The sequence below is a fragment of the Paraburkholderia acidipaludis NBRC 101816 genome (genome assembly GCF_000684975.1).
In the GTDB taxonomy this organism is placed as follows: domain Bacteria; phylum Pseudomonadota; class Gammaproteobacteria; order Burkholderiales; family Burkholderiaceae; genus Paraburkholderia; species Paraburkholderia acidipaludis.
In genome coordinates this window covers 128,502-153,151 of record NZ_BAXZ01000019.1, presented here as the reverse complement: position 1 = coordinate 153,151, position 24,650 = coordinate 128,502, and the positions used below count along the sequence as shown (strand labels likewise).

19 protein-coding genes and 2 tRNA genes are annotated in these 24,650 nt (G+C 65.4%); 7 read left to right on the top strand and 14 right to left on the bottom strand.

Annotated features, from left to right (window positions below; translation table 11 throughout):
- Positions 1-81 precede the first annotated feature (81 nt).
- Positions 82-2,550 carry a ribonuclease R gene (gene rnr / locus BAC01S_RS21165; RefSeq protein ID WP_027796555.1) on the bottom strand — a complete coding sequence of 823 codons (2,469 nt, stop codon included), beginning with the start codon at positions 2,548-2,550 and terminating at the stop codon, positions 82-84.
- 396 nt (positions 2,551-2,946) lie between these two features.
- Here rnr and BAC01S_RS21160 point away from each other — a divergent pair.
- The 3 genes from BAC01S_RS21160 (at position 2,947) to BAC01S_RS21155 (ending at position 3,335) form a co-directional block, all read left to right on the top strand.
- A tRNA-Leu gene (locus BAC01S_RS21160) sits at positions 2,947-3,033 on the top strand.
- Complete coding sequence (locus BAC01S_RS34785) at positions 3,024-3,203, top strand: hypothetical protein (protein ID WP_156954491.1); 180 nt, start codon at positions 3,024-3,026, stop codon at positions 3,201-3,203. The genes BAC01S_RS21160 and BAC01S_RS34785 overlap by 10 nt, the downstream gene beginning before the upstream one ends.
- Positions 3,204-3,248: 45 nt before the next feature.
- Positions 3,249-3,335 (top strand) — tRNA-Leu (locus tag BAC01S_RS21155).
- Positions 3,336-3,472: 137 nt separating this feature from the next.
- On the opposite strand, the gene BAC01S_RS21150 is transcribed toward BAC01S_RS21155, so the two are convergent.
- The 7 genes from BAC01S_RS21150 to BAC01S_RS21120 form a co-directional block, all read right to left on the bottom strand.
- Positions 3,473-5,032, bottom strand: a complete 1,560-nt coding sequence (locus BAC01S_RS21150; protein ID WP_027796554.1) for a TolC family protein — start codon at positions 5,030-5,032, stop codon at positions 3,473-3,475.
- Complete coding sequence (locus BAC01S_RS32120; RefSeq protein ID WP_043203076.1) at positions 5,023-7,017, bottom strand: FUSC family protein; 1,995 nt, start codon at positions 7,015-7,017, stop codon at positions 5,023-5,025. The genes BAC01S_RS21150 and BAC01S_RS32120 overlap by 10 nt, the downstream gene beginning before the upstream one ends.
- Positions 6,998-8,050 carry a multidrug transporter subunit MdtN gene (gene mdtN / locus BAC01S_RS21140; protein ID WP_027796553.1) on the bottom strand — a complete coding sequence of 351 codons (1,053 nt, stop codon included), beginning with the start codon at positions 8,048-8,050 and terminating at the stop codon, positions 6,998-7,000. The genes BAC01S_RS32120 and mdtN overlap by 20 nt, the downstream gene beginning before the upstream one ends.
- A gap of 1 nt (position 8,051) precedes the next feature.
- Complete coding sequence (locus tag BAC01S_RS21135) at positions 8,052-8,339, bottom strand: hypothetical protein (RefSeq protein ID WP_027796552.1); 288 nt, start codon at positions 8,337-8,339, stop codon at positions 8,052-8,054.
- 149 nt (positions 8,340-8,488) lie between these two features.
- The gene (locus BAC01S_RS21130; protein WP_027796551.1) at positions 8,489-9,277 is read right to left on the bottom strand and encodes an alpha/beta hydrolase; all 789 of its coding nucleotides are present in this window, start codon (positions 9,275-9,277) and stop codon (positions 8,489-8,491) included.
- Positions 9,278-9,449: 172 nt separating this feature from the next.
- Positions 9,450-10,838 carry a heavy metal sensor histidine kinase gene (locus BAC01S_RS21125; RefSeq protein ID WP_027796550.1) on the bottom strand — a complete coding sequence of 463 codons (1,389 nt, stop codon included), beginning with the start codon at positions 10,836-10,838 and terminating at the stop codon, positions 9,450-9,452.
- Entirely contained in the window at positions 10,835-11,512 is a 678-nt protein-coding gene (locus tag BAC01S_RS21120; RefSeq protein WP_027796549.1) for a heavy metal response regulator transcription factor, read from the bottom strand. The genes BAC01S_RS21125 and BAC01S_RS21120 overlap by 4 nt, the downstream gene beginning before the upstream one ends.
- 256 nt (positions 11,513-11,768) lie before the next feature.
- Here BAC01S_RS21120 and BAC01S_RS32115 point away from each other — a divergent pair, with 256 nt between their 5' ends.
- Positions 11,769-12,557 carry an alpha/beta fold hydrolase gene (locus BAC01S_RS32115; RefSeq protein ID WP_052408803.1) on the top strand — a complete coding sequence of 263 codons (789 nt, stop codon included), beginning with the start codon at positions 11,769-11,771 and terminating at the stop codon, positions 12,555-12,557.
- Positions 12,558-12,582: 25 nt separating this feature from the next.
- On the opposite strand, the gene oxlT is transcribed toward BAC01S_RS32115, so the two are convergent.
- The 4 genes from oxlT to oxc all read right to left on the bottom strand — a co-directional run bounded on the left by oxlT (position 12,583) and on the right by oxc (position 17,573).
- Positions 12,583-13,890, bottom strand: a complete 1,308-nt coding sequence (gene oxlT, locus BAC01S_RS32110) for an oxalate/formate MFS antiporter (RefSeq protein WP_156954493.1) — start codon at positions 13,888-13,890, stop codon at positions 12,583-12,585.
- Between the two features lie 67 nt (positions 13,891-13,957).
- Positions 13,958-14,392 (bottom strand): PAS domain-containing protein, encoded by a 435-nt coding sequence (locus tag BAC01S_RS21105; protein ID WP_027796548.1) that lies wholly within the window; start codon positions 14,390-14,392, stop codon positions 13,958-13,960.
- Positions 14,393-14,529: 137 nt separating this feature from the next.
- Positions 14,530-15,780, bottom strand: coding sequence for a formyl-CoA transferase (gene frc, locus BAC01S_RS21100; RefSeq protein ID WP_027796547.1), 1,251 nt, complete (start codon positions 15,778-15,780; stop codon positions 14,530-14,532).
- Positions 15,781-15,827: 47 nt separating this feature from the next.
- On the bottom strand, positions 15,828-17,573 hold the full coding sequence (gene oxc / locus BAC01S_RS21095) for an oxalyl-CoA decarboxylase (RefSeq protein ID WP_027796546.1): 1,746 nt from the start codon (positions 17,571-17,573) through the stop codon (positions 15,828-15,830).
- Positions 17,574-17,975: 402 nt separating this feature from the next.
- Between oxc and BAC01S_RS21090 the strand changes: the two genes are divergently transcribed.
- Positions 17,976-18,365 (top strand): hypothetical protein, encoded by a 390-nt coding sequence (locus tag BAC01S_RS21090; protein ID WP_027796545.1) that lies wholly within the window; start codon positions 17,976-17,978, stop codon positions 18,363-18,365.
- A 22-nt stretch (positions 18,366-18,387) separates the two neighbouring features.
- On the opposite strand, the gene BAC01S_RS21085 is transcribed toward BAC01S_RS21090, so the two are convergent.
- Positions 18,388-20,070, bottom strand: coding sequence for a long-chain fatty acid--CoA ligase (locus BAC01S_RS21085; protein WP_245616639.1), 1,683 nt, complete (start codon positions 20,068-20,070; stop codon positions 18,388-18,390).
- A 171-nt stretch (positions 20,071-20,241) separates the two neighbouring features.
- Entirely contained in the window at positions 20,242-21,015 is a 774-nt protein-coding gene (locus BAC01S_RS21080) for an SDR family oxidoreductase (RefSeq protein WP_027796543.1), read from the bottom strand.
- 383 nt (positions 21,016-21,398) lie between these two features.
- Here BAC01S_RS21080 and BAC01S_RS21075 point away from each other — a divergent pair, with 383 nt between their 5' ends.
- Both BAC01S_RS21075 and BAC01S_RS21070 read left to right on the top strand, forming a co-directional pair.
- On the top strand, positions 21,399-22,616 hold the full coding sequence (locus BAC01S_RS21075; RefSeq protein ID WP_027796542.1) for an MFS transporter: 1,218 nt from the start codon (positions 21,399-21,401) through the stop codon (positions 22,614-22,616).
- A 218-nt stretch (positions 22,617-22,834) separates the two neighbouring features.
- A complete protein-coding gene (locus BAC01S_RS21070; protein ID WP_027796541.1) occupies positions 22,835-24,637 on the top strand; it encodes an AMP-binding protein in 1,803 nt (600 codons plus the stop codon).
- Positions 24,638-24,650 lie beyond the last annotated feature (13 nt).

The following is a 24,650-nucleotide window of genomic DNA, read 5'->3' as shown; positions in this document are numbered from 1 at the left end:
TTCCGGCCGCCGGCACGCGCCGGGTATCGCGGCGCCCGCCCCTCTCATGCAAGCTGGGGGCGAGCGCCGCGCCTGCGGCACTCAGCGCTTCTTGCGCGGTGCCGGCTTCTTCGTCGCGGCCTTGGCGGCGGCGCGCTTCTTTGCGGTCTTCGCCGCGCCGCGGGCGGCGCGCGCTTCCTTCACCGAAGCGCCCGGCGCGCTCGCGGCCTTCTTGCGGCGCGGTGCGTCGCCGTCCTGCAGCGCGCGCACACGCGGGCCGCTATCACCCATGCCCATGCCCTTGTCCGCCGGTGCCGCACGGCCGGCTGCGGACTTGACGGGCGTGTCGCGCACGAGGCGGAAATCGATCTTGCGCGCGTCCAGATCGACACGGCTCACCTGCACGCGCACGCGGTCCGAAAGCCGGTAGCGGATGCCCGTGCGTTCGCCGCGCAGCTCGTTCTTGATCTCGTCGTACTGGAAGTAGTCCGAACCCAGTTCCGTCACGTGAACGAGACCTTCGATGAAGAGCGAGTCGAGCTGCACGAAAATGCCGAACGACGTCACGCCGCTCACCATGCCGCCGTACTCTTCGCCGAGCTTGTCGCGCATGAAGTAGCACTTGAGCCAGGCTTCGACGTCGCGCGAGGCTTCGTCGGCACGGCGCTCGTTGGCCGAGCAATGCAGGCCGAGTTCTTCCCAGATCGCCGTATTGCCGCCACGTGCGCGCTTGCCGCGCTTTTCCTCGTCCTCGGCCTGCAGCGCGCGGGCGCGCGGCGAGAGCGCCGTATTGAGCTCGACGCCATGCGGCGCCGCAGGCTGATACTTCTTGCCCTGCAGGATCGCGTAGATCGCGCGGTGCGTGAGCAGGTCCGGATAGCGGCGGATCGGGCTCGTGAAGTGCGCGTAGGCCTCGTATGCGAGACCGAAGTGCCCGATGTTGTCCGGGCTGTAGACGGCCTGCTGCATCGAGCGCAGCAGCATCGTCTGCAGCATCTGCGCGTCGGGCCGGTCGCGGATGTGCGCCATCAGCGCCGCATAGTCGCTCGCGTGGGGCGTGTCGCCGCCGCCGAGCGAAAGGCCCATGCCGCGCAGGAAGGTGCGCAGGTTCTCGAGCTTCTCGGCGCTCGGGCCCGCGTGCACGCGGTAGAGGCCCGGGTGCTTGTTGCGCTTCATGAAGTCCGCGGCGCAGACGTTGGCCGCGAGCATGCACTCTTCGATCAGCTTGTGCGCGTCGTTGCGCTGGCGCGGCACGATCTGCTCGATCTTGCCCTGCGCGTTGCAGACGATATACGTCTCGGTCGTGTCGAAGTCGATGGCGCCGCGCTTCTGGCGTGCGGCGAAAAGCGCCTTGTACACGCCGTAGAGATTCTGCAGATGCGGCAGCAAGGCCGCGCGCCGCATCGCCTCCGGTCCCTTGGTGTTCTTGAGCACTGCGGCAACTTCGGTATAAGTCAGCCGCGCCGCCGAGTGCATCACGCCCGGATAGAACTGGTAAGCCTTGATCTCGCCGCGCGCGGTGATGACCATGTCGCACACCAGCACGCAGCGGTCCACGTGCGGATTGAGCGAGCACAGGCCGTTCGAGAGCTTCTCCGGCAGCATCGGAATCACGCGGCGCGGAAAGTACACCGACGTGCTGCGCTCGATCGCGTCGACGTCGAGGCCGCTGCCCGGCAGCACGTAGTGCGAAACGTCCGCGATCGCGACGACCAGGCGGAAGCCCTCGCCGCGGCCAACCTGCGTGGGTTCGCAATAGACCGCGTCGTCGAAGTCGCGCGCGTCTTCGCCGTCGATCGTCACGAGCGGCACGTCGCGCAGGTCCACGCGGTAGCGGATGTCCGTGGGGCGCACGGCGTCGGGCAGCCTCGCCGCCTCGTCGAGCGCGGCTTTGCCGAATTCGTGCGGCACGCCGTACTTGCGCACGGCGATCTCGATCTCCATGCCGGGATCGTCGATGTCGCCGAGCACCTCGGCCACGCGGCCGAGCGGCTGCGAATGGCGGCTCGGGAAGTCGGTGAGTTCGACCACCACCACCTGCCCGACCTTCGCCTTCTTCGCGTTCTGCGTCACCAGAATGTCGTGGCCGATGCGCTTGTCTTCGGGCGCGACGATCAGCGCGCCGTTCTCGTTCAGGAGCCGCCCGATCACGCGCGTATTCGCGCGGTCGGTGACCTCGACGATATGCCCTTCGGGGCGGCCGCGCCGGTCGTAACCGACGATGCGTGCGAGCACGCGGTCGTTGTGCATGACCTTCTGCATCTCGCCCTGCGGCAGGAACAGATCGTCCTGGCCGTCGTCGCGCACGAGAAAGCCGTAGCCGTCGCGATGGCCCTGCACGCGGCCCGCAACGAAGCTGGACGGATGCGCCAGTTGATAGTGGCCGCGCGAATCGAGCCGGATCTGCCCGTCGCGCTCCATCGCGGCGAGCCGCCTGAAGAACCCTTCGCGCTCCTGGCGCTTGATGGCGAGCGCCTCGGCGATATCGTTCGCGGTGCAGGGCGTTTCGCTGGTCCGCAGCACGCCGAGAATCTCTTCGCGGCTGGGAATCGGATACGGATATTTGCTCAAGGGCTTGTCGATGGTTGTTCTCGTTGCGTCGATGTCGGATCTGTCGCGGCGCCCGAATTTCATTCAACGACGAAACTCGGGCGGCGCCCGGTCTTCGAGTGCGTCATTCAGCATGCCGGCCGGCGAGCTTCCGTGCACCACTCGCCCACCGGCGCCACTGCTGCGAGGCATTCTAACACCCGCATCGTACGCGGCAGAGGCCGCGCGGGCCGGGCGCGCAAGAGGTAACGCAGCGGGCAGCACAGTGGGCAACGCCGTTGGCAAACGCCATGGCGGCGGACCGAAAACACGCTGCCGCGCTTTTTGATGAAACGCTTGACAAGCTCCGCGGACACGCTAGAATAGCGGTCTTTGCTGCACGACGCATCGAACAGCAATGGCAGTAAGCGACACCTTGCCCAGGTGGCGGAATTGGTAGACGCACCAGGTTCAGGTCCTGGCGGTGGCAACACTGTGGAGGTTCGAGTCCTCTCTTGGGCACCAGATTCAAAAAAAGCCAGCTCTCAGCTGGCTTTTTTCATTTCCGGGCCGGAAAACAAAATGGCCGTGGATTGCGCGTTTTGGCGCATCTCTATGTCCAAGGCGCACGGATTGCGCAACAGGATTTCACAACCGCCCGCGTTAGCGGCGAAATTTTTTCAAACGTGCGTTGACAGCTTGCGCCGGACCGCTATAATTGCGGCCTAGCTTGAAGATGTGCCCAGGTGGCGGAATTGGTAGACGCACCAGGTTCAGGTCCTGGCGGTGGCAACACTGTGGAGGTTCGAGTCCTCTCCTGGGCACCAGAGATTTGTGGAAAAGGTCGGCATAGCCGGCCTTTTTGCATTTCTGGTTCAAAAAACCCGCCGGACCTTAAACAGTCCGAACAAGTAGCCAAAATAAGCAGTCCAGACAGACACCTCCAGAAACCGAAGCCCCCGCCCTACCAGGCCGGCTCGCCGTCCGGCGTAGCCGTGCCGATCTCCCCCGTGGCGAGCGCGAGCGACGCGGCGGCGGAAAGCGCGGCGCTGTAGCTGTCCGCATAGGCGTTCTGCGCCGCGAGTAGCTGATTCTGCGCGAGCAGCGCGTCGGTGATCGAGCCAACCCCGTGCCGGTACGCGGAGAACGCCGCGTCGTAGGTCGTCTGCGCGGCGGCGACCAGCGCCTTCGCGGCGGCGTTCGATGCGAGGCTCGTGGAGAGCGCGTTCTGCGCGGCAACGATCTGCCGGACGGCTTCGTCCTTCGTGCGGGTCAACTGCTCGGAGGCGCTGTCCGCGTCGTTGCGCGCCTGCATCAGCACGGCGGAGCGCAACCCGCCGTCGTACAGCGGGATCGTCACGCCAAGGAACACGCTGCCGCTGCGGCGGCTGCCGGTCAGGTTGACGGTGGCCGCCTGATCGCCGACCGGCGGGATCGCCGTGATCGCCGTCGAACCGGTGCCATACGCGGCCGCCGCGGACAAGAACACCTTCGGCATGAAAGAAGCCTCGGCGGCGCGGATCTTCGCCTGGTTCGCCTGCTCGAGCGCATAGGCGCCCTGCACGTCGGGCCGCCGTGCAATCGCGTCGGCGACGATCTGGTCCACCGACTGGTGCAGCGCCGGCGAAAGCACGCGCGGCGGCAACGGGGCGATGCTCGGCTTCGACAGCGGCGAGATGCCGAGCGCGGATACGAGGCTCAGATAGCTGTCGCTCAGCGCGCCGTCAGCCTGGACCTTGACGAGATGCGCCTGTGCCTGGTTCTGGGTGGCCTGCGCCACCTCGACGACCGTGCCCACGCCCCGCCCGTACCGTGCGCGCGCGGCGGCGAGGATGCCGTCCGCGTTGTCGAGCGACTGCTGCGCGGTGCTCGCCCGTTCACGCGCGGCATCGTACATGTAATACGTCACGCTCACGTCGTGGATCACGTGCTGATGCACGGCCGTGAACGTGACGTTCGCGGCGACCGAGAGCTGCGTGGCCGCATCCACGCGCGCGCGGCGGCCGCCGAAGTCGAACAGCAGCCATTGCAGCGCAAGCACCGACACCGTGCCGTGGATATCCGAATTGGTCGAGACGTTGCCGAGCAGCGTCGACGACGAGCCGCTCGCGGCCTGGTAGCCCCCCATCGCGGTCGCGGTGAGCTGCGGCAGATACGCGGTCTTTGCGATGCCCGCCGCGAGCGCCGCATTGCGCGCGTCGTTCCAGGCGATCCGCGTGAGCGGATTCGCCGATTCCGCGAGATCGATCAGCTCGGGCAGCGTGTACGGATGGTTGGCGTCGAGCGCCGCCGCCGGTTCGATCGACGCCAGGCCGGCGCTGCGCGGCAAGGTGTAGCCCTCGCGCGCCGCGTCGACGGCGCTACGCGGCGGTCCCGGCACGATATTGCCAGCCGTGTCGGTCTGCGGCTGCCAGGGACGATCCGGCTCGGGGGGCGCGAGATCCAGCGAGGACGTCGCACATCCCGCGAGTCCCGAGACTGCCAATGCGGCGGCCCATGCGATGGCAAATGCGGTCACGCGCATCGGTCGTCGTCTCCTTCGGTTGGGCTGCGCACGGCTTCGGCGATCTCGCCGAAGCGCGCATCGATCACGTTCAGAAGCGCGTTCACGTCACGGTCGCCGGGGCCGCCACGGCCGGCTTCCCGGTTCGCACCCCCGCCCGGCTCCATCCGTGCGGCGACCTCGCTCAACCGGGCATCGGCCGCGGCGCCTGCGCGGCCAGCCGAAAGAAAGAGCGGCCCCTCCAGCGCGCCGAGTTCGGCAAGCGCGCGCCTTCGGCTCGCGATCCATTCGGGCGCGGGACGCACCCAGGAAGGCTCGTAGTGAATCAAGCCCAGATCCCCGTATAGCGCGCCATACTGCGCGAGCGCCCCCGCGGCAAGCGTGCGGCGCGTGCCCGCGTCGGCCGCGCGCGCGACCCGGCCCCACTGCGCAACCAGCCCGTCCAGCGCCTTGTCGATTCGCTTCGCAATACTGAGCGGCCACACGCGCGTGAACACGAGGTATGCCACGGCATTGCCGATCAAAATGCCGATCGCGCGATCGCGTGCGATCGTCAGGTCGAACGCGGGGGCCGCGCCCTGGATCACGCAGAGGAAGAATGCGAAGGAGACCTGAAAGCCGATATACGCGATTCGCGGCGACCCCGCCGCAATCCAGCCGGACAGCCACGCGCCCGCGAACACCAGCGCCATCAGTTCGCCGATCGACGTCAGCGCCGGCGTCACGAACACGATGGCCGCCGTGCCGGCCAGCGCGCCGATGAGGCAGCCGGCAATCCGCAGGGTCAGTTTTTCGACGGATTCGGCCGTCGTGCCGAGCGAGACGATATAGCAGGTGAGGAAGCAGGTATGAATGCCCTGCCAGTCGAGCTGCTGGTACAACAGGTAGCAGAACATCGCCGCCACCGTGGTCTTCAATGCGTAGCGGACGTGATCGGGATTCGTGAACGCGTCCGCGTCGAAGAAACCGCCGCGCTCGGGCGCCGCAGCCGAAGCAGCGGCCGGCGACGGCTCTTCCGAAGCCGGCACCGCGAAGCCCTCCAGCGCCGCGCGCAGGTCGGCCAGCACGAGCGCGGCGAGCGGCGGCAACGTGGCCGCCTCGGGCAGATCTTGCGGATCGACCACGACGTCCACCGGATAGCCGCCGGCGTCGAGTATCGCGGCCATCTGATCCATCGTCTGTGCAAGCCGCGCCACGCAGGCGTCGGGCAGCCGTGCGCCGGGTTCGCTTGCGGCGAGATCCGCCGCGAGCAGGATGGCGGTCGTTGCGGCAGCCGCCGCGCGCAGCGCCGCAAAGTCGGCTGCGGTCGAAGTGCCCTCGAGCTTCGAGAACTTGAGCCACGCCAGGATCTGGTGCTCGCCCTCGCGCAGGCACGCGTCGAATCCGGCCCGCTCGGCGTCGGTCGCGGCGCCCATCAGCCGGCGCGCGGCGAGCCTCAGGCGCTTCGCGAGCTGCGCACCGGCGAGCCGGCGCGGCGACGGCGCGAACAGCAGATTCACGACTATCGAGACGCCAATCGGAATCGAGACGAAGAGCCAGGCGTACAGCAGACCACGCGTGGCGGCTTCGCCGACCGGCGCAAGGCCGAGTTCATCCAGACCATAGCCGACGATCATGGCGACGGTCGCGCCGACGGGCCGCAGCTTGCTCGCCGACGCGACGAACAGGAGCCCGAAGGAAAGCACCGCCATGCACCCGACACGCAGCGCCGGCACATCGATCGAAAAGATCGCAAAGACCATCACGATCCCGATGATCGCGGTCACGAGCAGGAACAACGCGACCGACGTCACGATGCTCGTCACGCGGTCGGGCTTGTTGAAGAAGAACACGAGATAAGCCGAAAGCGCGGCTTCGGGGGTGCCGTATGCACTCGCGACCCACGTCGTCAGTGCGCACATCAGCGCGATGCGCGTGACGAACGAAGCACGCCCCGGAAACGGCGCGAGCAGCCTCGCGATCTCACGCAGGCGGGGCACGCCGACGTCACCGGCAAGACTGGCCATGCCGGACCTCGACGATCGCGCTTGCACCGATCCGCACCAGCTTCGCGGCCGGCGCGTCGATCCGCACCCGCACCGGGAAGCGCTGCGAAACCCGCACCCAGTTCACCGACTGCTGCACATAGGGCAAACCGTGCGGCACGTCCACGCGATCGGTATCCAGGATCCCCGCGCCGATACCGACAACCTTGCCGCGCATCGGCTGGGTGCGGTCGATCATCGAATACACCGTCGCGCAATCGCCCACGTCGATCGTGCCGAGAGCTGTCTCGCGGAAATTCGCCACTGCGAACCATTCGTTCGCGTGAATCAGCGTGAAGATGGACTGGTTCGGCGCAACCGTCTCGCCCGCGAGGATCGAAAGCCCCGTCACGTAGCCGTCGAACGGCGCGCGCACGACCGTATCGTCGAGCGCGTGCTGCGCGATCGCCAGCGCAGCTTCGCGCGCGTGCAGCGTGGCGATGGCGTCGGAGTCGTCGCCGATCGTCTGCGCGGACGAACGCTGCTGCTCGTTGGCCTGCGTCAGCGACACGCTCGCATCCCGCTGCGCCACCACCGCCTGGTCGAACTGCTGGGCCGACACGTAGCCCTGCGCCACGAGCGGCCGTAGCCGTTCGACGCTGCGTGTAGCGAGATCGTAGTTGTGCTCCGCGCGGCGGGTCTGGTCGGCGGCGATCGAGGCATTCGACGTCTCGCCGATCAGCGAGCGGCGGCGCGTGGCCAGCGCTGCGCGTGCCAGCTCGACTTCGGCCTGCGCCTGCGCGACGGCCAGCCGGTAAGACACAGGATCGATTTCGAACAGCACGTCGCCCTTCGCGACGTGCTCGTTCTCCTCGACGGCAACCCGCACGATTCTGCCGCCGACGGGCGATGCAACGTGCACGACGTCCGCGTCGATGGAAGCGTCGTCAGTCGACGGATAGCGCGACGACCGATCGTAGGCATACCAGAGCGCCGCGCCCCCGAGCAGGACGATTACCGCTGCGATCGCGCGGCCCTTCCATGCGGGTCTTGAGTTCGCGCCGGCCATTTTCATATCAGAGCTGCCCCGTTCCCGATAGCCAGACGAGCACCCCGACGACAACGCCGATCGCGGTGCAGACAGAAAGCTGGTAAGGCACCGTGCGGACCCAGCCGGTCGCGACGAACGCGCGATGGGCGACGAGAGCGCCCGCGATGCCGGCCACGGAACTCAGCAGCCAAAACGGAAAGTACGCGCCAAACAGCGCGTAGGACGGCGCGCCGCGGGCAGCGCAACCCCCAAGCAGCGTAAGCGCGACAGGTGAACATGCGGCGGCGAATCTGGGCCATGTACGTTGTTTCATCGCTTTCGTGACTGGAACAAATACTGGTATCCGACTGCCAGGCACGCCATCATAACGCGGTTTGCGGCAACGGCGGCACATACAGGCCGGCCTGCGAGTGTTGCGCCCTCGGGCGTGACCTCTCCCGGCGCCGCAACACTCCGGCAATCTCACTTCGCCTGCTGCCCCGCTGCCTGCAGAATCAGGTTAGCGACTTCCTGAGGATGGGAAATCAAGGAAACGTGGCTGGAATCGATCTCGATCGTATGGGCTTTCATCCGACTGGCCATGAAGCGTTCGAGATCCGGGTTGATCGTGCGGTCTTCGGTCGATACGGCGTACCACGTGGGCTTGTCGCGCCATGCGGCCACCGTCGTCTTCGCCGACGTGATCGCCTTGCCCACCGGCTGCTGCACCGCGTAGTAGGCCTCTGCTTCCGAAGCCGGCAGATCGCCCGCGAAGTCCTTCACGAACGCGCTCTCGGAGAGCGCGCCGTAGCCGTCCGACGACCAGTGCACTCCGGCCGACGCCGGCGCGGCCGGGAACTTGCGGGTCAGCGCAGGATAGTCCTCGCCGGCGTCAGGCGCTCGCGCGGCAATGTACACGAGGCCGCTAACCTTGGGATCGTCGCCGGCCTGGCTGATCACCATCCCGCCATACGAGTGCGCCACCAGCAGCGTGGGGCCATCCTGCTGGGCCAGTGCCCGTTTGACGGCGTCGACGTCCGCGTCGAACGAGGTCGTCGGATTCTGGACCGCCGTCACGTGCAAACCTTTGGCCTGCAGCAGGGGAATCACTTTCCCCCAGCTCGAACCATCGGCATACAGGCCATGGACGAGCACGACATTGTGTACGGGCGCGGGCGCCGCCGCTGCCGCGTCGGTTTGAGCCCACGCGGCATGACCTGCCAACGTGAAGGAAAGCGCAGCCAGCGCAGCGCAAGGCAGTCGAAAGTTCATTTGAATCTCCTGGAGGAACATAAAAGGCCCGGTTGCGTCCCGGCGAACACGAGAGCACCGGGGTTAATCCGCTAGGCGCGGGATAAATCATCTCTATTGATTCGTATAACTAAGCATATGGGGATTGAAAAGCCCTATGCTGGTCTCTCTCATGGCGAAACCAGCCGGCCCGTCAGGACCGTGGGAACACGAGCGTAAAGCGCGTCACGCCATTGCCGCTCGTTGCATGGCATGTTCCGCCATGCAACGACATGATGCCGCGCACAATCGAGAGCCCAAGTCCGCTCGACTCCGACGAGCGGTGTCGCGACGAATCTGCCCGATAGAAACGGTCGAAGATCCGTTCGAGGTGATGCGGCTCGATCGTCGGTCCACGATTTTCGACGTGGATCGTCGTTCGATCGGCGCCCTGCTCCGCGACCGTCGTGATCGCCGTGCCCGGCTCCGCATACCGCAGGGCATTCGCCAGCAGATTCCCCAGCGCGCGGCGCAGCATCAACGGATCCGCCGACACGTAGCCGTCGCCGCGCCACTCGAGGCCGACATTGCGTTCGTCCGCGAGACCTTCGAAGTACTCCTGCATGCGTTCGAACTCGTCGGCAAGCAGCAGATTGCTGCGCTCGATAGCGTTGTCCGCGTGCTCGGTTCGCGCGAGAAACAGCATGTTGTCCAGCATTTTCGAAAGCCGCTGCAGTTCCTCGAAGTTCGAGCCGAGCAGCCTCTGGTAATACGCAATGTCGCGCGTCTGGCTCAACCCGACTTCGGTCTGCCCCAACAGGTTGCCGATCGGCGTGCGCAGGTCATGCGCCATGTCGGCCGACACCTGTTTCAACTGCGTGAACCCGCGCTCGAGACGATCGAGCATGCCATTGAACGCCGCGATCAGCGCGTCGAGTTCGGGCGGTGCCGCGTGCCGCTCGATGCGGGTCGAGAGCGTATTGATGCCGATGGCTCCCGTTTGCGCAGCGAGAAGGCGCAATGGCCGCATGCTGCGACGCGCAATCAGGAAAGCGAGCAAGGCAACGATCCATGCCACCGTCGAGGCCCACAGCAGTATCTGGTTCCTGTACTCCTGCAACAAGCGCGTGCGCTCGGTCAGCATCCGGCCCGAGACGATCTGCAGGTCGTGCGGCCCGGCGATGTCGCGCACGGCCGCGGCCACGTAGATAAACGGCGTTCCGTCCGCCGCGCGCGTATGCTGGACGGCGCCCAGCGTGAGCGGCACATCTGCCGGCACCGGCGTCGTATCGGGCACGGCCTGGTGGCCGGGATTCACCGTGATGAGCGGCGTTTCGCCCGGCGAACGCACAACCAATAAGGATTCCGTATTGCCGAGCATGTTGGCGAACAGGTGCGGCTTGTCGCGAATCAGTTCGCGCACGTCGACATCGTTCATCAGCGTGCGGATCTGGTCGACTCTCGTCACCAGCGCGCCGTCGTCCCGTATCGTCAGCTGCTGCTCCAATGCGCGATACAGGAATGCGCCGAGCAGTTCCATTGCGGCAAACGCAACCAGGGCATACAGCAACGCAAGCCGCGTCGTGAGCGAAAGGCGCTTCATGCTTCGTGCTCGAACCGGTACCCCACGCCGTGTACCGTGTGGATCAGGCGAACGGAGAAAGGATCGTCGATCTTCTGCCGCAAGCGGCGCACCGCGACGTCGACAACGTTGCTGTCGCTGTCGAAATTCATGTCCCACACGCGCGAAGCGATCACGGTCCGGGACAACACCTGCCCCTGATGCTGAACGAAGAACTGCAGCAGGTTGAATTCCTTGTTGGTCAGCGTGATGCGAACGCCGCCCCTCTCGACCCGCCGCTTCGGTACGTCCACACGCAGATCCCCCACTTCGAAAACCTCTTCCTCCTGCTTTTGAGGCTGGCCGCGACGCAAGATGATGCGAACGCGCGCCAGCAGTTCGGCGAACGAAAAAGGCTTGACGAGGTAATCGTCGGCGCCGAGATCGAGTCCCTTCAGCCGGTCCTCGAGCGTGCCGCGCGCGCTCAGAAACAGCACCGGCGTATGCGTGCGGGCGCCAAGCTTCTTCATGACGGTCCAACCGTCCATCTCCGGCATCATTACGTCGAGCAAGATCAGGTCGTAGCGCATCTCCTGCGCAAGGTGCAGCCCGTCGATACCGTTCGTGGCCACATCCACCACGTAACCGGCCTCCGTCAATCCGCTCTGCAGGTACTCACCCGTCTTGGCTTCGTCTTCGATGACCAGGATTCTCATGCTCTCCACTCTCCGCTGCGTGACTACGATCGAACCCCAGGCTAATGATGCTCCTTGATTGGCAACGTGGCACGGAGCCCGGGTACGACGTGATTGCAGTGTAGAAAGGGCGCCCGAACACGGCCGTTACCCAATCATTACAAAAAAATGACGAATGGCGCGCCATCGCGAGAAGCAGCAACCCGGGGGCGAGCTCGACTACGGGCCTTCCCTGCCCGACCACCGGGCAACCCGCTGCATCGACCCAGGAGGCCGCATGATCGCACCGCCGCGCGCGCAACTTGCCGACGTCGACGGCCATCGTCTCGCATGGTGGTCGTCGGGAACAGGTACGCCCACGGTGGTACTGGAGACGGGTTTGGGCGCCGAGAGCGCCGAATGGCAAAGCGTGCAGTCGCGCATCGAAGGCCGCTTTCGCGTGTTCCGCTACGATCGCTCAGGACGAGGCGCAAGCGGTCCGGCGACAGCGCCCCAGGACGCTGCCCTCATGGTCGATCGGCTCGCCCGCCTACTCCGAGCGAGCGGCACGCCGCCTCCCTGGCTGCTCGTCGGCCACTCGTTCGGCGGCTTGCTCATGCGGCTCTTCGCGCATCGCTATCGGGCGCAGGTGCATGGCCTCGTGCTGGTCGAGGCCATGCATGAGGATCAGTTCGACGTCTTCTCCACGGCCTTTTCCGAACCCACGGAAACGGACCCTCCTGTACTGACGCAAATGAAGACTCTCTGGCGCGGCGCGTGGCGCGATCCGAACTCGACGGCAGAACGAATCGATTTTCCGGCGAGTTTCCAGGAAGTCCGCGCGGTTGAATCGCTCGGAAACCTGCCTCTGAGGGTTCTTGTGGCCGGGTCGTACCAGAATTCACGGCTCTTTCCGCCGGAACGGCGCAATGCGCTGCAGCTCGAATGGGAGCGGTTGCAACAAACCTTGTTGCGCATGTCGTCTCGCGCGACATGGGTGCGCCTGCCGTTGAGCGAGCACTTCGTCCAGCGCGACGACCCTCGCGCGATCGTCGACGCAATCGATGCCGTTTCCCGAATGCGCTAAACCGCTGCGCGAACGAAACGGCTCCCTATTCCTGAGAGCCGAGCACCGGCGGCCCGAACACACCTTCAGATACGCCGGCAGGCGCCGCCGAACGGAAAATCCAGCGCCGCCGCATCGGCTGCAAGACGAATTTCGCGCACACGCCGGCCGCCATCGCCACGCACGCCCCGAACTCGAACACGGCGTTCCAGCCGCCGTGCAATGCGAGCAAGGTCGCCACGGGCACCAGCAACGCCGCCGTGCCCTTCGCCGTATAGAGCGTGCCGGCATTGGCGGCCGCGTAACGCGCGCCGAACGTGTCGGCACAGGTTGCCGGGAAGTTCGAGAAGATGTCGCCGTAGAACAGGAAAACGAGCCCCGAGAACAGCATGAAAAGCCACGGATCGTGGCCGAAGCAGCGCAAGCCGAGCAAGGCCAGCCCTTCGCCGATGAATGTCATGAACATCGTATTTTCCCGGCCGATGCGGTCCGAAATGAAACCGCACAGCGGCCGCGTGAAGCCGTTGCAGAGGTTGTTGATCGATAGCGTCATCGTGAGCAGCGGCAGCGTCACGCTCGCGAACGTGACCGGCATCGCCGCGAAACCGTAGGCCTTCGCGATCGGCCCGATCTGCGCGGTCGCGATGATGCCGCCCGACGCCACGCACACGAACATCGCATACATCACCCAGAACAGCGGCGCGCGCACCATCTCCCGCGTCGTGTAGTCGGTTTTGGTGGCCACGACGCGTTTCTTCCCCGCCGCGTGCGCCGGCGGCTTCGGCCTGACCATCAGCGTCGCCAGCGCCATGATGCATGCCCCCTGAAGGACTCCGAAGAACACGAACGCGCGCTCGTAGCCCGCATGCTGAATCATGTTAGAGATCGGGATCACGGTGAGTGCGGCGCCCGCGCCGAAGCCCGCGGCCGTCATGCCCGCCGCGAGGCCGCGCCGGTCCGGAAACCATTTGAGCGCGGTGCCCACGCAGGTGCCGTAGACACAGCCTGCCCCGATACCCGATATCACCGCGGCAACGTAGAGCATGGGCAGCGCCGGCGCCCAGGCGTCGAGCACCCAGCCCAGCGCGACGCAGCATGCGCCGCCCATCACCACGGGGCGCGGGCCGAACCGGTCGACGAGCCAGCCCTCTACGGGCACGAGCCACGTTTCGGTGACGATGAAGATCGAAAACGCCAGTTGAATCGCCGCCTGGCCCCAATGGTGGCGCGCATCCATCGGGACGACAAACAGCGTCCATGCGTACTGCAGGTTTGCGACGAGCCCCATGCAGACGATACCTGCAACGAGTTGCACCCAGCGGTTGTGCCGCCGCGCCGTATAACCGGCTGCCATGCGATCAGTGTGTGCCACGTTGTCTCTCTCCGCTTCTGTTTCTGTTTCTGTCTCGCGTCTCGCCCAATCAGCCCTGCTGCGCTTGCGCCTCCAGTTCCGCGAGCCGTTTGCGCAGGCCGCGCTCTTCCTGGAAGCGCGCCGTCTCGTCGCGAATCACGGCCACGATGCCCGTCACCGCCCCGTTGGGCGCGCACAGCAGCGCGACGGTAAACGCAATCGACAGCGTGCGGCCCGCCTTGTCCACGGCGGGCACCCGGAGCACGTCGTTGCCGTAGCGCGTCTGTCCGCTCTCCATCGTCTTGTGATAGCCCTCCCAGTGCCGCCCGCGCAAGCGTTCCGGGATGATCAGGTCGAGCGTGCCGCCCATCGCCTCGGCCTCGGTGTAGCCGAACATGCGGGTCGCGGCACGATTCCAGTACGTGATGTTGCCGGCCGCGTCGGAAATGACGATGGCGTCGCCAATGGCCTCGGCGAGCTGCGCGAAATCGATGGCAGATTGCATGGCAAAGGTTCGTTCGGTGAGCGGCGTATTGCCGTGTATCGTGGGTGCGCCGCCTCGGTGGAGTCGCGGCGCGCCGTCCTGTCCGCAGGGGCACCAGCTTGCCGGCACGGCGTTGCACACCGCCGTGCCGGCCGTCTTCACACCGCGCGCACCTCGTGCAGCGCGGCGATCTGCTGCGGCGTGTAGCCCAGATCCGCCAGCACTTCGTCGGTGTGCTCGCCTAGCAGCGGCGACCCCTTGATCTCCGGCTTGAGACCCGAGAATTTGATCGGACTCCCAACCGTCAGGTAGGTGCCGCGCTCCTTGTGCGGCACTTCGACGATGGTGCCGCTCTCGCGCAACGAGGGATCGTTCGCAATTTCCTTCATGCTCAAAACCGGCGCACAGGGAATGTCGTATTTGCGCAGGATGTCGATCGCCTCGAACTTCGTCTTGTCGGCCAGCCACGCCTCGATCGTATTGAAGATCTCGAAGATATGCGGCTGCCGCGCTTTCGGCGTGCTGTAGTTCGGGTCGTCGATCCATTCCGGCCTGCCGAGCGCGCGGCAGATCGGTTCCCACGCATGCCCCTGGATCGTGAAGTAGATGTAGGCGTTCGGATCGGTTTCCCAGCCCTTGCACTTGAGCACCCAGCCCGGCTGGCCGCCGCCGCCCGCATTGCCGCCGCGCGGCACGACGTCGCTGAAGCTGCCGTGCGGGTACTGCGGATACTCCTCGAGGTAGCCCACGCGGTCGAGGCGCTGCTGGTCGCGCAACTTCACGCGGCAGAGGTTGATCACGCTGTCCTGCATCGAAACGGCCACCTTCTGCCCTTCGCCCGTCTTGTCGCGGCCGATCAGCGCCGTGAGAATGCCGATCGCGAGGTGCATGCCCGTGTTGCTGTCGCCGAGCGCGGCCGCGCTCACCGTCGGGGGGCCGTCCCAGAAGCCCGTTGTCGAGGCGGCGCCGCCCGCGCATTGCGCCACGTTCTCGTAGACCTTGAGGTCGTCGTAATGATGTCCCTCGCTGAAGCCCTTCACGGAAGCGACGATCATCTTCGGATTGAGCTCCTTGATGCGCTCCCAGGTGAAGCCCATGCGGTCGAGCGCGCCGGGGCCGAAGTTCTCCACCATCACATCCGATTCGCGAATCAGCTTCTCCAGCACCTCCTTGCCTTCAGACTTTTTGGTGTCGAGCGTCAGCGAACGCTTGTTGCTGTTGAGCATCGTGAAGTACAGCGCATCGACGTCCGGAATGTCACGCAACTGGCTGCGCGTGACGTCGCCCGCACCCGGACGCTCCACCTTGATCACGTCCGCACCGAACCACGCAAGCATCTGCGTACAGGCAGGACCCGCCTGTACGTGCGTGAAGTCGATGATCTTGATGCCGTCGAGGGGTTTGCTCATTGCCTTATCTCCTGGTTCCTGGACCGATGCGTCCTTTTCAGTTGAACTCATTTTTTCGTGGCCGCGCTTTGCGGATTCAGATTCGTGAGGCGCCCGCTTTCCGTGCCGGCGGATTCGTCGATGACGGCATTGATGAGCGTCGGCTTACCGGACGCAATCGCCTCGGCAAGCGCCGCCGTGAGTTCCTCGGGCGTGGTGGCGTGGCGGCCTGTCCCGCCGAATGCTTCCATCATCCGGTCGTAGCGCGCGTTCTTGACGAAGACGGTGGGCGCCACGTCGGGGCCGCCCGTGGGATTGACATCGGTGCCGCGATAGACGCCGTTGTTGTTGAAAACGATCGTGCAGACCGGCAGGTCGTAGCGGCAGATGGTCTCCAGCTCCATGCCGCTGAAGCCGAACGCGCTGTCGCCTTCGATGGCGACCACCTGTGTGCCGCTCGTCACGGCCGCGCCGATGGCGAAGCCCATGCCGATGCCCATGATTCCCCACGTGCCCGAATCGAAACGCTTGCGCGGCTGGGCCATGTCGATGATGCTGCGCGCGTAGTCGAGCGTGTTCGCGCCTTCGTTGACGACGTTGACCTCGGGCCGCGTCTTCAGCACGTCGCGAATGGCGCGCAGCGCGCTGTGGAAGTTCATCGGCGCCGGATTCTTCGCCAGCGTCGCGGCCATCTTCGAGAGGTTCTGCGCCTTGCGCTGGGCGATGGCGTCGAGCCATTCGGCCGGCGGCTTCGGAAAATCGCTGCCGAGACCCTCAAGCAGCGCCTCGACGCATGAGCCAATATCGCCGATCACAGGCGCTTCGATCGCGACGTTGCTGTCGATCTCGGTAGGCGCGATATCGACCTGGATGAAACGCTTGCGTGCCGGCGCCCCCCAGGTTTTGCCCTTGCCGTGCGAGAGCAGCCAGTTCAGGCGCGCGCCGATCAGCAGCACGGCGTCGGACTCGGCAAGCACAAACGAGCGCGCCGCCGAAGCCGACTGTTCGTGCGTATCGGGCAAGAGCCCCTTGGCCATCGACATCGGCAGATACGGAATGCCGGTCTTCTCGATCAGCGCGCGGATCGGCGCGTCGGCTTGGGCGTAGGCCGCCCCTTTGCCGAGCAGGATCAGCGGACGTTTCGCAGTTCTTAGCACATCGAGCGCGCGCTCCACCGTGTCCGGCGCGGGAATCTGGCGCGGCGCCGCATCCACGACCTTCACGAGCGACTGCCTGCCTTTCGCGGCCTCGATGGTCTGCGCGAGCAGCCTGGCCGGCAGGTCGAGATAGACGCCGCCGGGGCGGCCCGACACGGCCGCGCGAATCGCGCGCGCGATGCCAATGCCAATGTCCTCGGCATGCAGCACGCGATAGGCCGCCTTGGCATAAGGCTTCGCGGCATTCAGCTGATCCATCTCCTCGTAATCGCCCTGCTGCAGATCGACGATCTCGCGCTCGCTCGAACCGCTGATGAGGATCATCGGAAAGCAGTTGGTCGTGGCGTTGGCGAGTGCCGTGAGGCCATTGAGAAAGCCTGGCGCGGAGACGGTGAGGCAAACGCCGGGCTTTTTCGTCATATAGCCCGCGACGGCGGCGGCGTTGCCCGCATTCTGCTCGTGGCGAAAGCCGATGAAGCGCATGCCCTCGGCCTGGGCAAGACGGGCGAGATCCGTAATGGGAATGCCGACGAGCCCGAAGATCGTGTCGATATCGTTGAGTTTCAGCGCTTCGATGACGAGATGAAAGCCATCGGTCGTGTCCTGCGCGGGCGGCGCAGCGGCCGTCTGCGCCTCGTTGATGCCTGCTTCTGCCATGACGTCTCCTCTTGGGCGGGGCGTGGGGTAAGCTGTGATATACAATATTTCACACACCATATTAGTCAAGCGGCTTTTTGCCCGTTCGAGAGGGAGCACGCGGCGAAGCACGCCGGATCCCTTGTGCCACGGCCCTGCCGGCCCATGACATGGGTTGCGCGGCGCCGCATACATTACGGACTCCATACTGATTTCCCCGTTTTGGCGCGCTGCGATTCAGACCGGGAATTTATCGATGCACGCGTTTCATGCGCAATCGGGCAGGAATCGCAGCGCGCCCCGCCCGGCAGATCCGTCTGTCGATAAGCAATAGCGAATACCAATCAGAAGAATCTTTAACTGTCGTTTATTCATCGGCGCTCCTACCCTTCGTTCACGCCAATGGACATTCAGGAGACTGTCATGAGCCAGCCAATCCCCAACCGGCTCGCCGCCGAACACGACACCCAGCTGCACGCGCACCTGAGCGCGTTCAATTCCGCGTTTGCGGAACTGGGCCTGCGCTTTCGCTGGGATGCGCAAACGCTGCGCTCGCTTGCGACGATCGAGGGCGAGCGCGCACGCCTTGCCGCCTATATTGGTGCGCATCACCCCCATCTTCTGCACGCTTACAGCATCGATTTCCTGAGCGACGCCATCCTCGCGCTCAAGCACGCTCGCGCGCCCGGCGAATGGCTCGCGGGGCGCGTGGTGTTGCCGGGCGTGGCAAAAGAAACGCCGGCCAAAGAGGCCGGCGCGGAGCGGGGCTGGGGCGACGCGGGCTCAGGCTTGCCCGCGCTGGCGGGCGCCTGAGCGACGTAGGGACGGCGCGCGGCTAGCGCGCCGCGTTCGCCTCGTCCTCCTGCAGCTTGCGCCACAGGATCTTGCCGCTGCCCGACTTGGGCAGCGTCTCGACGAACTGGACGACGCGCGGCGCCTTGTAGGCCGCCATGTTGTCGTGCGCCCAGGCGATGATGTCGTCCGCGCTCACGGCGCCCACCTGCTTCGGGTCGAGCACGACATAGGCCTTGACCGTCTCGCCGCGCCGTTCGTCCTGCGTGCCGATGACGCACACCTCCTTGATCGCGGGATGGCGGTACATCAGCGCCTCGACTTCGGCCGGCCATACCTTGAAACCCGCGGCATTGATCATGCGCTTCAGACGGTCGGTGATGAAGTAATAGCCTTCCTCGTCGCGCCGCACGAGATCGCCCGTGCGCAGGAAGCGTTTGCCGTCGCGCTCGATGAAGGCCTCGCGCGTCGCCTCCGGATTGCGCCAGTAGCCCTGCATCACCTGCGGCGCATGCATGATCAGCTCGCCCGACTCGCCGTCCGGCACTTCCTCCAGCGTGATCGGATCGATCACGCGCGACTCCACGTCGAACACGGGAATGCCGAGGCACTGCCGCTTCGGACGCTGCGGCGGATTGATGTGCGTGCCCGCCATGGTTTCGGACATGCCGTAGCCTTCGACGAACTCGAGCCCCGTCAGGTCGCGCAGCTTCTTGACGACGGCGTCGGGCATCGTCGCGCCGCCGCCGCGCATCCAGGAGAGGCTCGACAGATCGTATTCGCCGATGCGCGGGTTCGAAATGAAATCGACCACCATTGTCGAGATCGCCTGCCAGCCGTTGATGCGGTAGTGCTCGATCGCGCGCGCCGCGGCGTCGCGATCCCAGCGCGGCAGAATCACGATCGTCGAGCCGTTGTAGATCGGGCTGTTCATGCCGCCCTGCATGCCGGTGACGTGAAAGAACGGCAGCACCGAAAGTTGTACGGCATCCTGATTGCTGCCGAACCAGTTGCAGCCGCCCACGGCCGTGCTCATCACGCTGCGATGCGTGTGCATGCATCCCTTCGGCTTGCCGGTCGTGCCCGACGTATAGGGCATCACGCACAGATCGTCCGCGCCGGCGGTCAGCGGGCCCGGCGCGCAGCGCGCCTCGAGCACATCGGCCCAGTGCGTCACGCCGGGGCCCTCGACGTGACGCGGCGCGCTCACGAACTCGGGCGGCGGCGACGAAGGCTCGCCCTTCACGTAGTCCGAATAGGTCGCGACGATCAGATGATGCAGCCCCGGCCCCTCGCCCTCGCTCAGGTGCGGCGCGATGCGCGCATGGAGTTCCTGCGAAACGAAGGCCGTGGTCGCGCCGCTGTCCTCCACGTAATGCGCGAGTTCGTCGGTCAGATTCATCGGGTTGACCGGCACGACCACCGCGTTCGCGCGCAGGATGCCGTAGTACGCGAGCACCCACTGCGGGCTGTTCTGCATGTAGAGCAGCACACGGTCGCCCGCCTTCACGCCGCAGCGCTGCTGCAGCCAGCCTGCCACCCGCTCGGCCTCGTCCTTGAACTGCCCGAAGGTCACGGGCGTGTCGTAGAAAACGATGAAAGGCTTGTCGGGATAGCGCGCCGCCGAAACCTCGGCGTTATAGAACAGGTTCGTGGCCGGAATCGTCAGATGCGGCGAAAGATGCGGCGGCCAGAACGGCGACGGCAGGTGCGATCCTGCTTGCACCGCTGCTTGTTGCCCTGCGACGGAAGTAGACGACTGGGATGCGGACTGCGGCGAGGCTGATGTGGACATGGGCAATTCCGTCTCGTTGAAAGCGCGCCGCGAGCGCGACGCGCCGATCGATCGTGCCACCGGTTCGCGCGCGAGGTTCCGCGCGCGAACGGGGAAGGAGCATCAGACAACGCTTGAGCCGCCGTCGACGGCCAGATACTGGCCCGTGATGTGGCGGGCCGCGGCGCTCGCGAGGAACACGACGGCGCCCTTGAGGTCGTCGTCGTCCCCAAGGCGGTGCAGCGGCGTGTGATCGATAACGGCCTGGCCAAGTTTGTCGAGCAGTCCTGCCGACATCTTCGAGGGAAAGAAACCCGGGCAGATCGCATTCACGTTGATGCCGTACTTGCCCCACTCGGCGGCCAGCGCCCGCGTGAAGTTGATGGCCGCCGCCTTGGACGTGTTGTACGCGATAGCCTGCATGGGTCCGAGCGCACCCTTGAGCCCCGCGATCGACGCGATGTTGATGATCTTGCCGCTCTTGCGGGGAATCATGCAGCGCTTGCCCACTTCGCGCGCGAGAAAGAACGGCGCGGTGACGTTCAGGTTCATGACCTTGTGCCAGGCCTCGTCGGGATAGTCCTCGGCCGGCGCCCCCCAGGTGGCGCCCGCGTTGTTCACGAGAATGTCGATCGTGCCGCAGGCAGCCAGCGCCGCGTCCACGAGCGGCGCGACGCTCGCCGCGTGCTGCAGATCGCTCACCACCGTCGTCGCCTCGATCCCGAGTCCCTGCAGGTGCCGCTGCGCCTCCGCAAGCTCGTCGGCCTTGCGCGCGGTGATGACCACGCGGCAGCCCATCTCGCCCAGCGCCTGCGCCATCTGCAACCCGAGGCCGCGCGAGCCGCCGGTGACGAGGGCGACCTGCCCGCCCAGCTCGAACATGTCTCTGACCTGCATGTCTTTCGTCTCCTTGATGTTTTCCGGGCCGCGAGCACTCCGCTACGCGGCACTCATGAACTGACGAACGATTCTAGCGAGGCAATCCGGCTCGGTAAATCGGGAAAAGCACGGTCGTTCATTAAAGAATTTATTGCGCGGACCGCAAGAACGCATCAGCCCTGACACTTTCATTTTTATTACGTCGCGATGATCGGCACATCATAGGGCAACGATTCGTAACGAACGACTCCAGGGATTAGCCCGAGGTTGGCGCCCGCAACCATGCAAATGTTTAATGCCGGGCGTACACTCGCGGCAAGTCCGCCGCCGGGGGTGTCGCGGACCGCAGGAGACATCGCCGCTGCAGACGGCGCCGTAAAGGCATATCAGGAGAACAATCAATGAGCTGGACGCGGGAACAGAGAAACGTGACGATCGCCGCCTACCTGGGCTGGACACTCGACGCGTTCGATTTCTTTCTGACGGTCTTTGTACTGAAAGACATTGCCAACGAATTCAACACCAAGATTCCCGCAGTCGCATTCGCGCTTACGCTCACGCTGATCATGCGCCCACTCGGCGCGCTGATCTTCGGCCGGCTCGCCGACAAGTTCGGCCGACGCCCTACGCTGATGGTCAATATCGCGTGCTACTCCCTGCTGGAACTGCTCACCGGCTTCTCGCCCAATCTCACCACCTTCCTCGTGCTGCGCGCGCTCTTCGGCATCGCGATGGGCGGTGAATGGGGCGTGGGCTCCGCTCTGACGATGGAAACCATTCCGCCCAAGGCGCGCGGCTGGGTCTCGGGCGTTTTGCAGGCCGGCTATCCAAGCGGTTATCTGCTCGCCTCGATAGTCTTCGGCATCCTGTACGAACATATCGGTTGGCGTGGCATGTTCTTCGTGGGCGTGCTGCCCGCGCTGCTCGTGCTCTATGTCCGTGCCCATGTACCGGAGTCGCCGGCATTCAAGCAATTGGAAAAACGCGTGCGCCCGAGTCTGCTCGCCACGTTCAAGCACAACATCGGACTGTCGATCTATGCAATTGTTCTGATGACCTGTTTCAACTTTTTCTCGCACGGCACCCAGGATCTTTATCCGACCTTCCTGCGTGAGCAGCATCACTTCGATCCACACACCGTCTCTTATATTACCGACGTGCTGAACATCGGCGCGATCGTGGGCGGCTTGTTCTTCGGGTCGATCTCCGAGAGGATCGGCCGCCGCAAGGCCATCTGCATCGCCGCGCTGATCGCGCTGCCGGTGCTGCCGCTGTGGGCCTTTTCGAGCGGGCCGCTGCTGCTCGCGCTTGGCGCATTCCTCATGCAGATTTCCGTGCAAGGCGCCTGGGGCGTGATTCCCGTGCATTTGAACGAAATCTCGCCCGACGAAATCCGCGCCACGTTCCCGGGTCTCGTCTACCAGCTCGGCAACCTGCTTGCATCGGTCAACGCAACGATGCAGGCGTCGTTCGCCGCGACTCACGACAACAACTACGCGCTGGCAATGGCCGCCGTGGCCGGCACTGTGGCCGTGCTGATCGCCGTGCTGATCCTGTTCAGCCGCGAACGTCGAGGCATCGACATGACGCAGTCGGCCAAAGCGGTGTCGAGCGCCTGACCTGCGTGCGCGGGCGCAGCGTTTGCTCCGCTGCCCGGCCATCTGAAGCCGCGCCGGGTTTCGCCCCGCGCGGCTTTTGTTTTTGCGTGTCGGCACATTGCGGGCACACCGCGGGCCCGCCGCGCGCTTTCGCGTCACGCCATGCCGTGGCACGATTCGGGCTGACTGCAGCGGTGCGCGCGGCGCACCCCAACTATTAGACGCTCCGGAGAGACCTCATGACCGACACGCCCCGCACGCCCACGGCCGCCGCAGCCATTCCGGGCACAGCCCAGACAGCGGCGCATGACGCGCCCGACACGGACGGCGCCTGGTACGCGTCGTATCCGGCCGACGTGCCGCGCGACGTGAACGTGCGTCAATACAGCTCGCTCGCGCAGTTCTTCGACCACTGCACGGCGCGCTTCGGCGATCGCGTGGCCTATGTGAGCGCCGGCTCGCCGATGACCTATGCCGCGCTCGCGCGCCGCGCCACCGCGTTCGCCTCGTGGCTGCAAGGCCAGGGCGTGAAGCCCGGCGAGCGCGTCGCCATCATGCTGCCCAACACGCTGCAATACCCGGTGGCGCTCTTCGGCGCCCTCAAGGCCGGCGCCGTCGTGGTCAACGTGAATCCGCTCTACACGCCGCGTGAGCTTGCCCACCAGCTAAAGGACAGCGGCGCCGAAACCATCATCGTGTTCGAAAACTTCGCCAAGGTTCTCGAAGAAGCACTGCCCGGCACGCGCGTAAAGCACATCGTCTTGACGGGCCTCGGTGATCTGCTCGGCGAGGGCTTCAACCTCAAGGGGCGCTTCATCAACTTCATGCTGCGGCACGTGAAGAAGATGGTCCCTGCCTATCGTCTGCCGCAAGCCGTGCCGCTCCTCGAAGCGCTCGCACAGGGCGCGCGCCGCCCCGTGGCGCCCGTGAACGTCAAGTTCGACGATCTCGCCTTCCTGCAATACACGGGCGGCACCACGGGCGTCGCCAAAGGCGCGATGCTCACGCACGGCAACATGATCGCCAACCTGCTGCAAGCCAAAGCATGGACCGGCGGCCAGTTCGACGCCGGCGAAGATCACCAGGAAACCGTCCTCACGCCGCTGCCGCTCTATCACATCTATTCGCTCACCGTGAACGCGATGATCTTCATGGCGCTCGGCGGACGCAACATCCTCATTGCGAATCCGCGCGATCTCAAGCGCGTCATGAAGACGATCCGCCACGAGACCTTCAGCTGCATGTCGGCGGTCAATACGCTCTACAACGCGATGCTCGAAAACGAGGAGTTCCGCCAGCGCGACTTCTCGGGCCTCAAGCTCGCGATGGCGGGCGGCATGGCCACCCAGAAGGCCGTGGCCGAACGCTTCAAGGCCGTGACGGGCAAGCCGATCGTCGAGGGCTACGGCCTGACCGAATGCTCCCCGATCGTGACGATGACCCCGGTCGATATCGAACATCTGCAGGACTTCGAAGGACTGGTGGGCCTGCCCGCGCCCTCCACGCTCGTGCGCTTCCGGCGCGACGACGGCAGCTGGGCCAACGTCGGCGAAGCCGGCGAACTATGCGTAAAAGGTCCGCAGGTCATGCAGGGCTACTGGAACCGCCCCGACGAAACGGCCAAGGTGCTCGACGCGCAAGGCTGGCTCGCCACGGGCGACATCGGCGTGATGGACGCGCAAGGTTACGTGCGTCTCATCGACCGCAAGAAGGACATGATCCTCGTCTCCGGCTTCAACGTGTACCCGAACGAGATCGAGGACGTGCTCGCCGCCCATCCGGGCGTGCGCGAGGTCGCAGCAGTCGGCGTGCCCGACCCCGTGCAGGGCGAACGCATCAAGGTGTTCGTCGTGAAGCGCGACCCGGCGCTCACCGAAGAGGCGCTCATTCACTTCTGCCGCCAGCAGCTCACGGGCTACAAGGTGCCGCGCCTCGTCGAATTTCGCGACACGCTCCCGCAATCGAACATCGGCAAGATCCTGCGGCGCGAACTGCGCGACGAAGCAATACGCAAGCAGACGGCGGGCTCGTCCGCCGTCTGAAATCCGGGCGGCC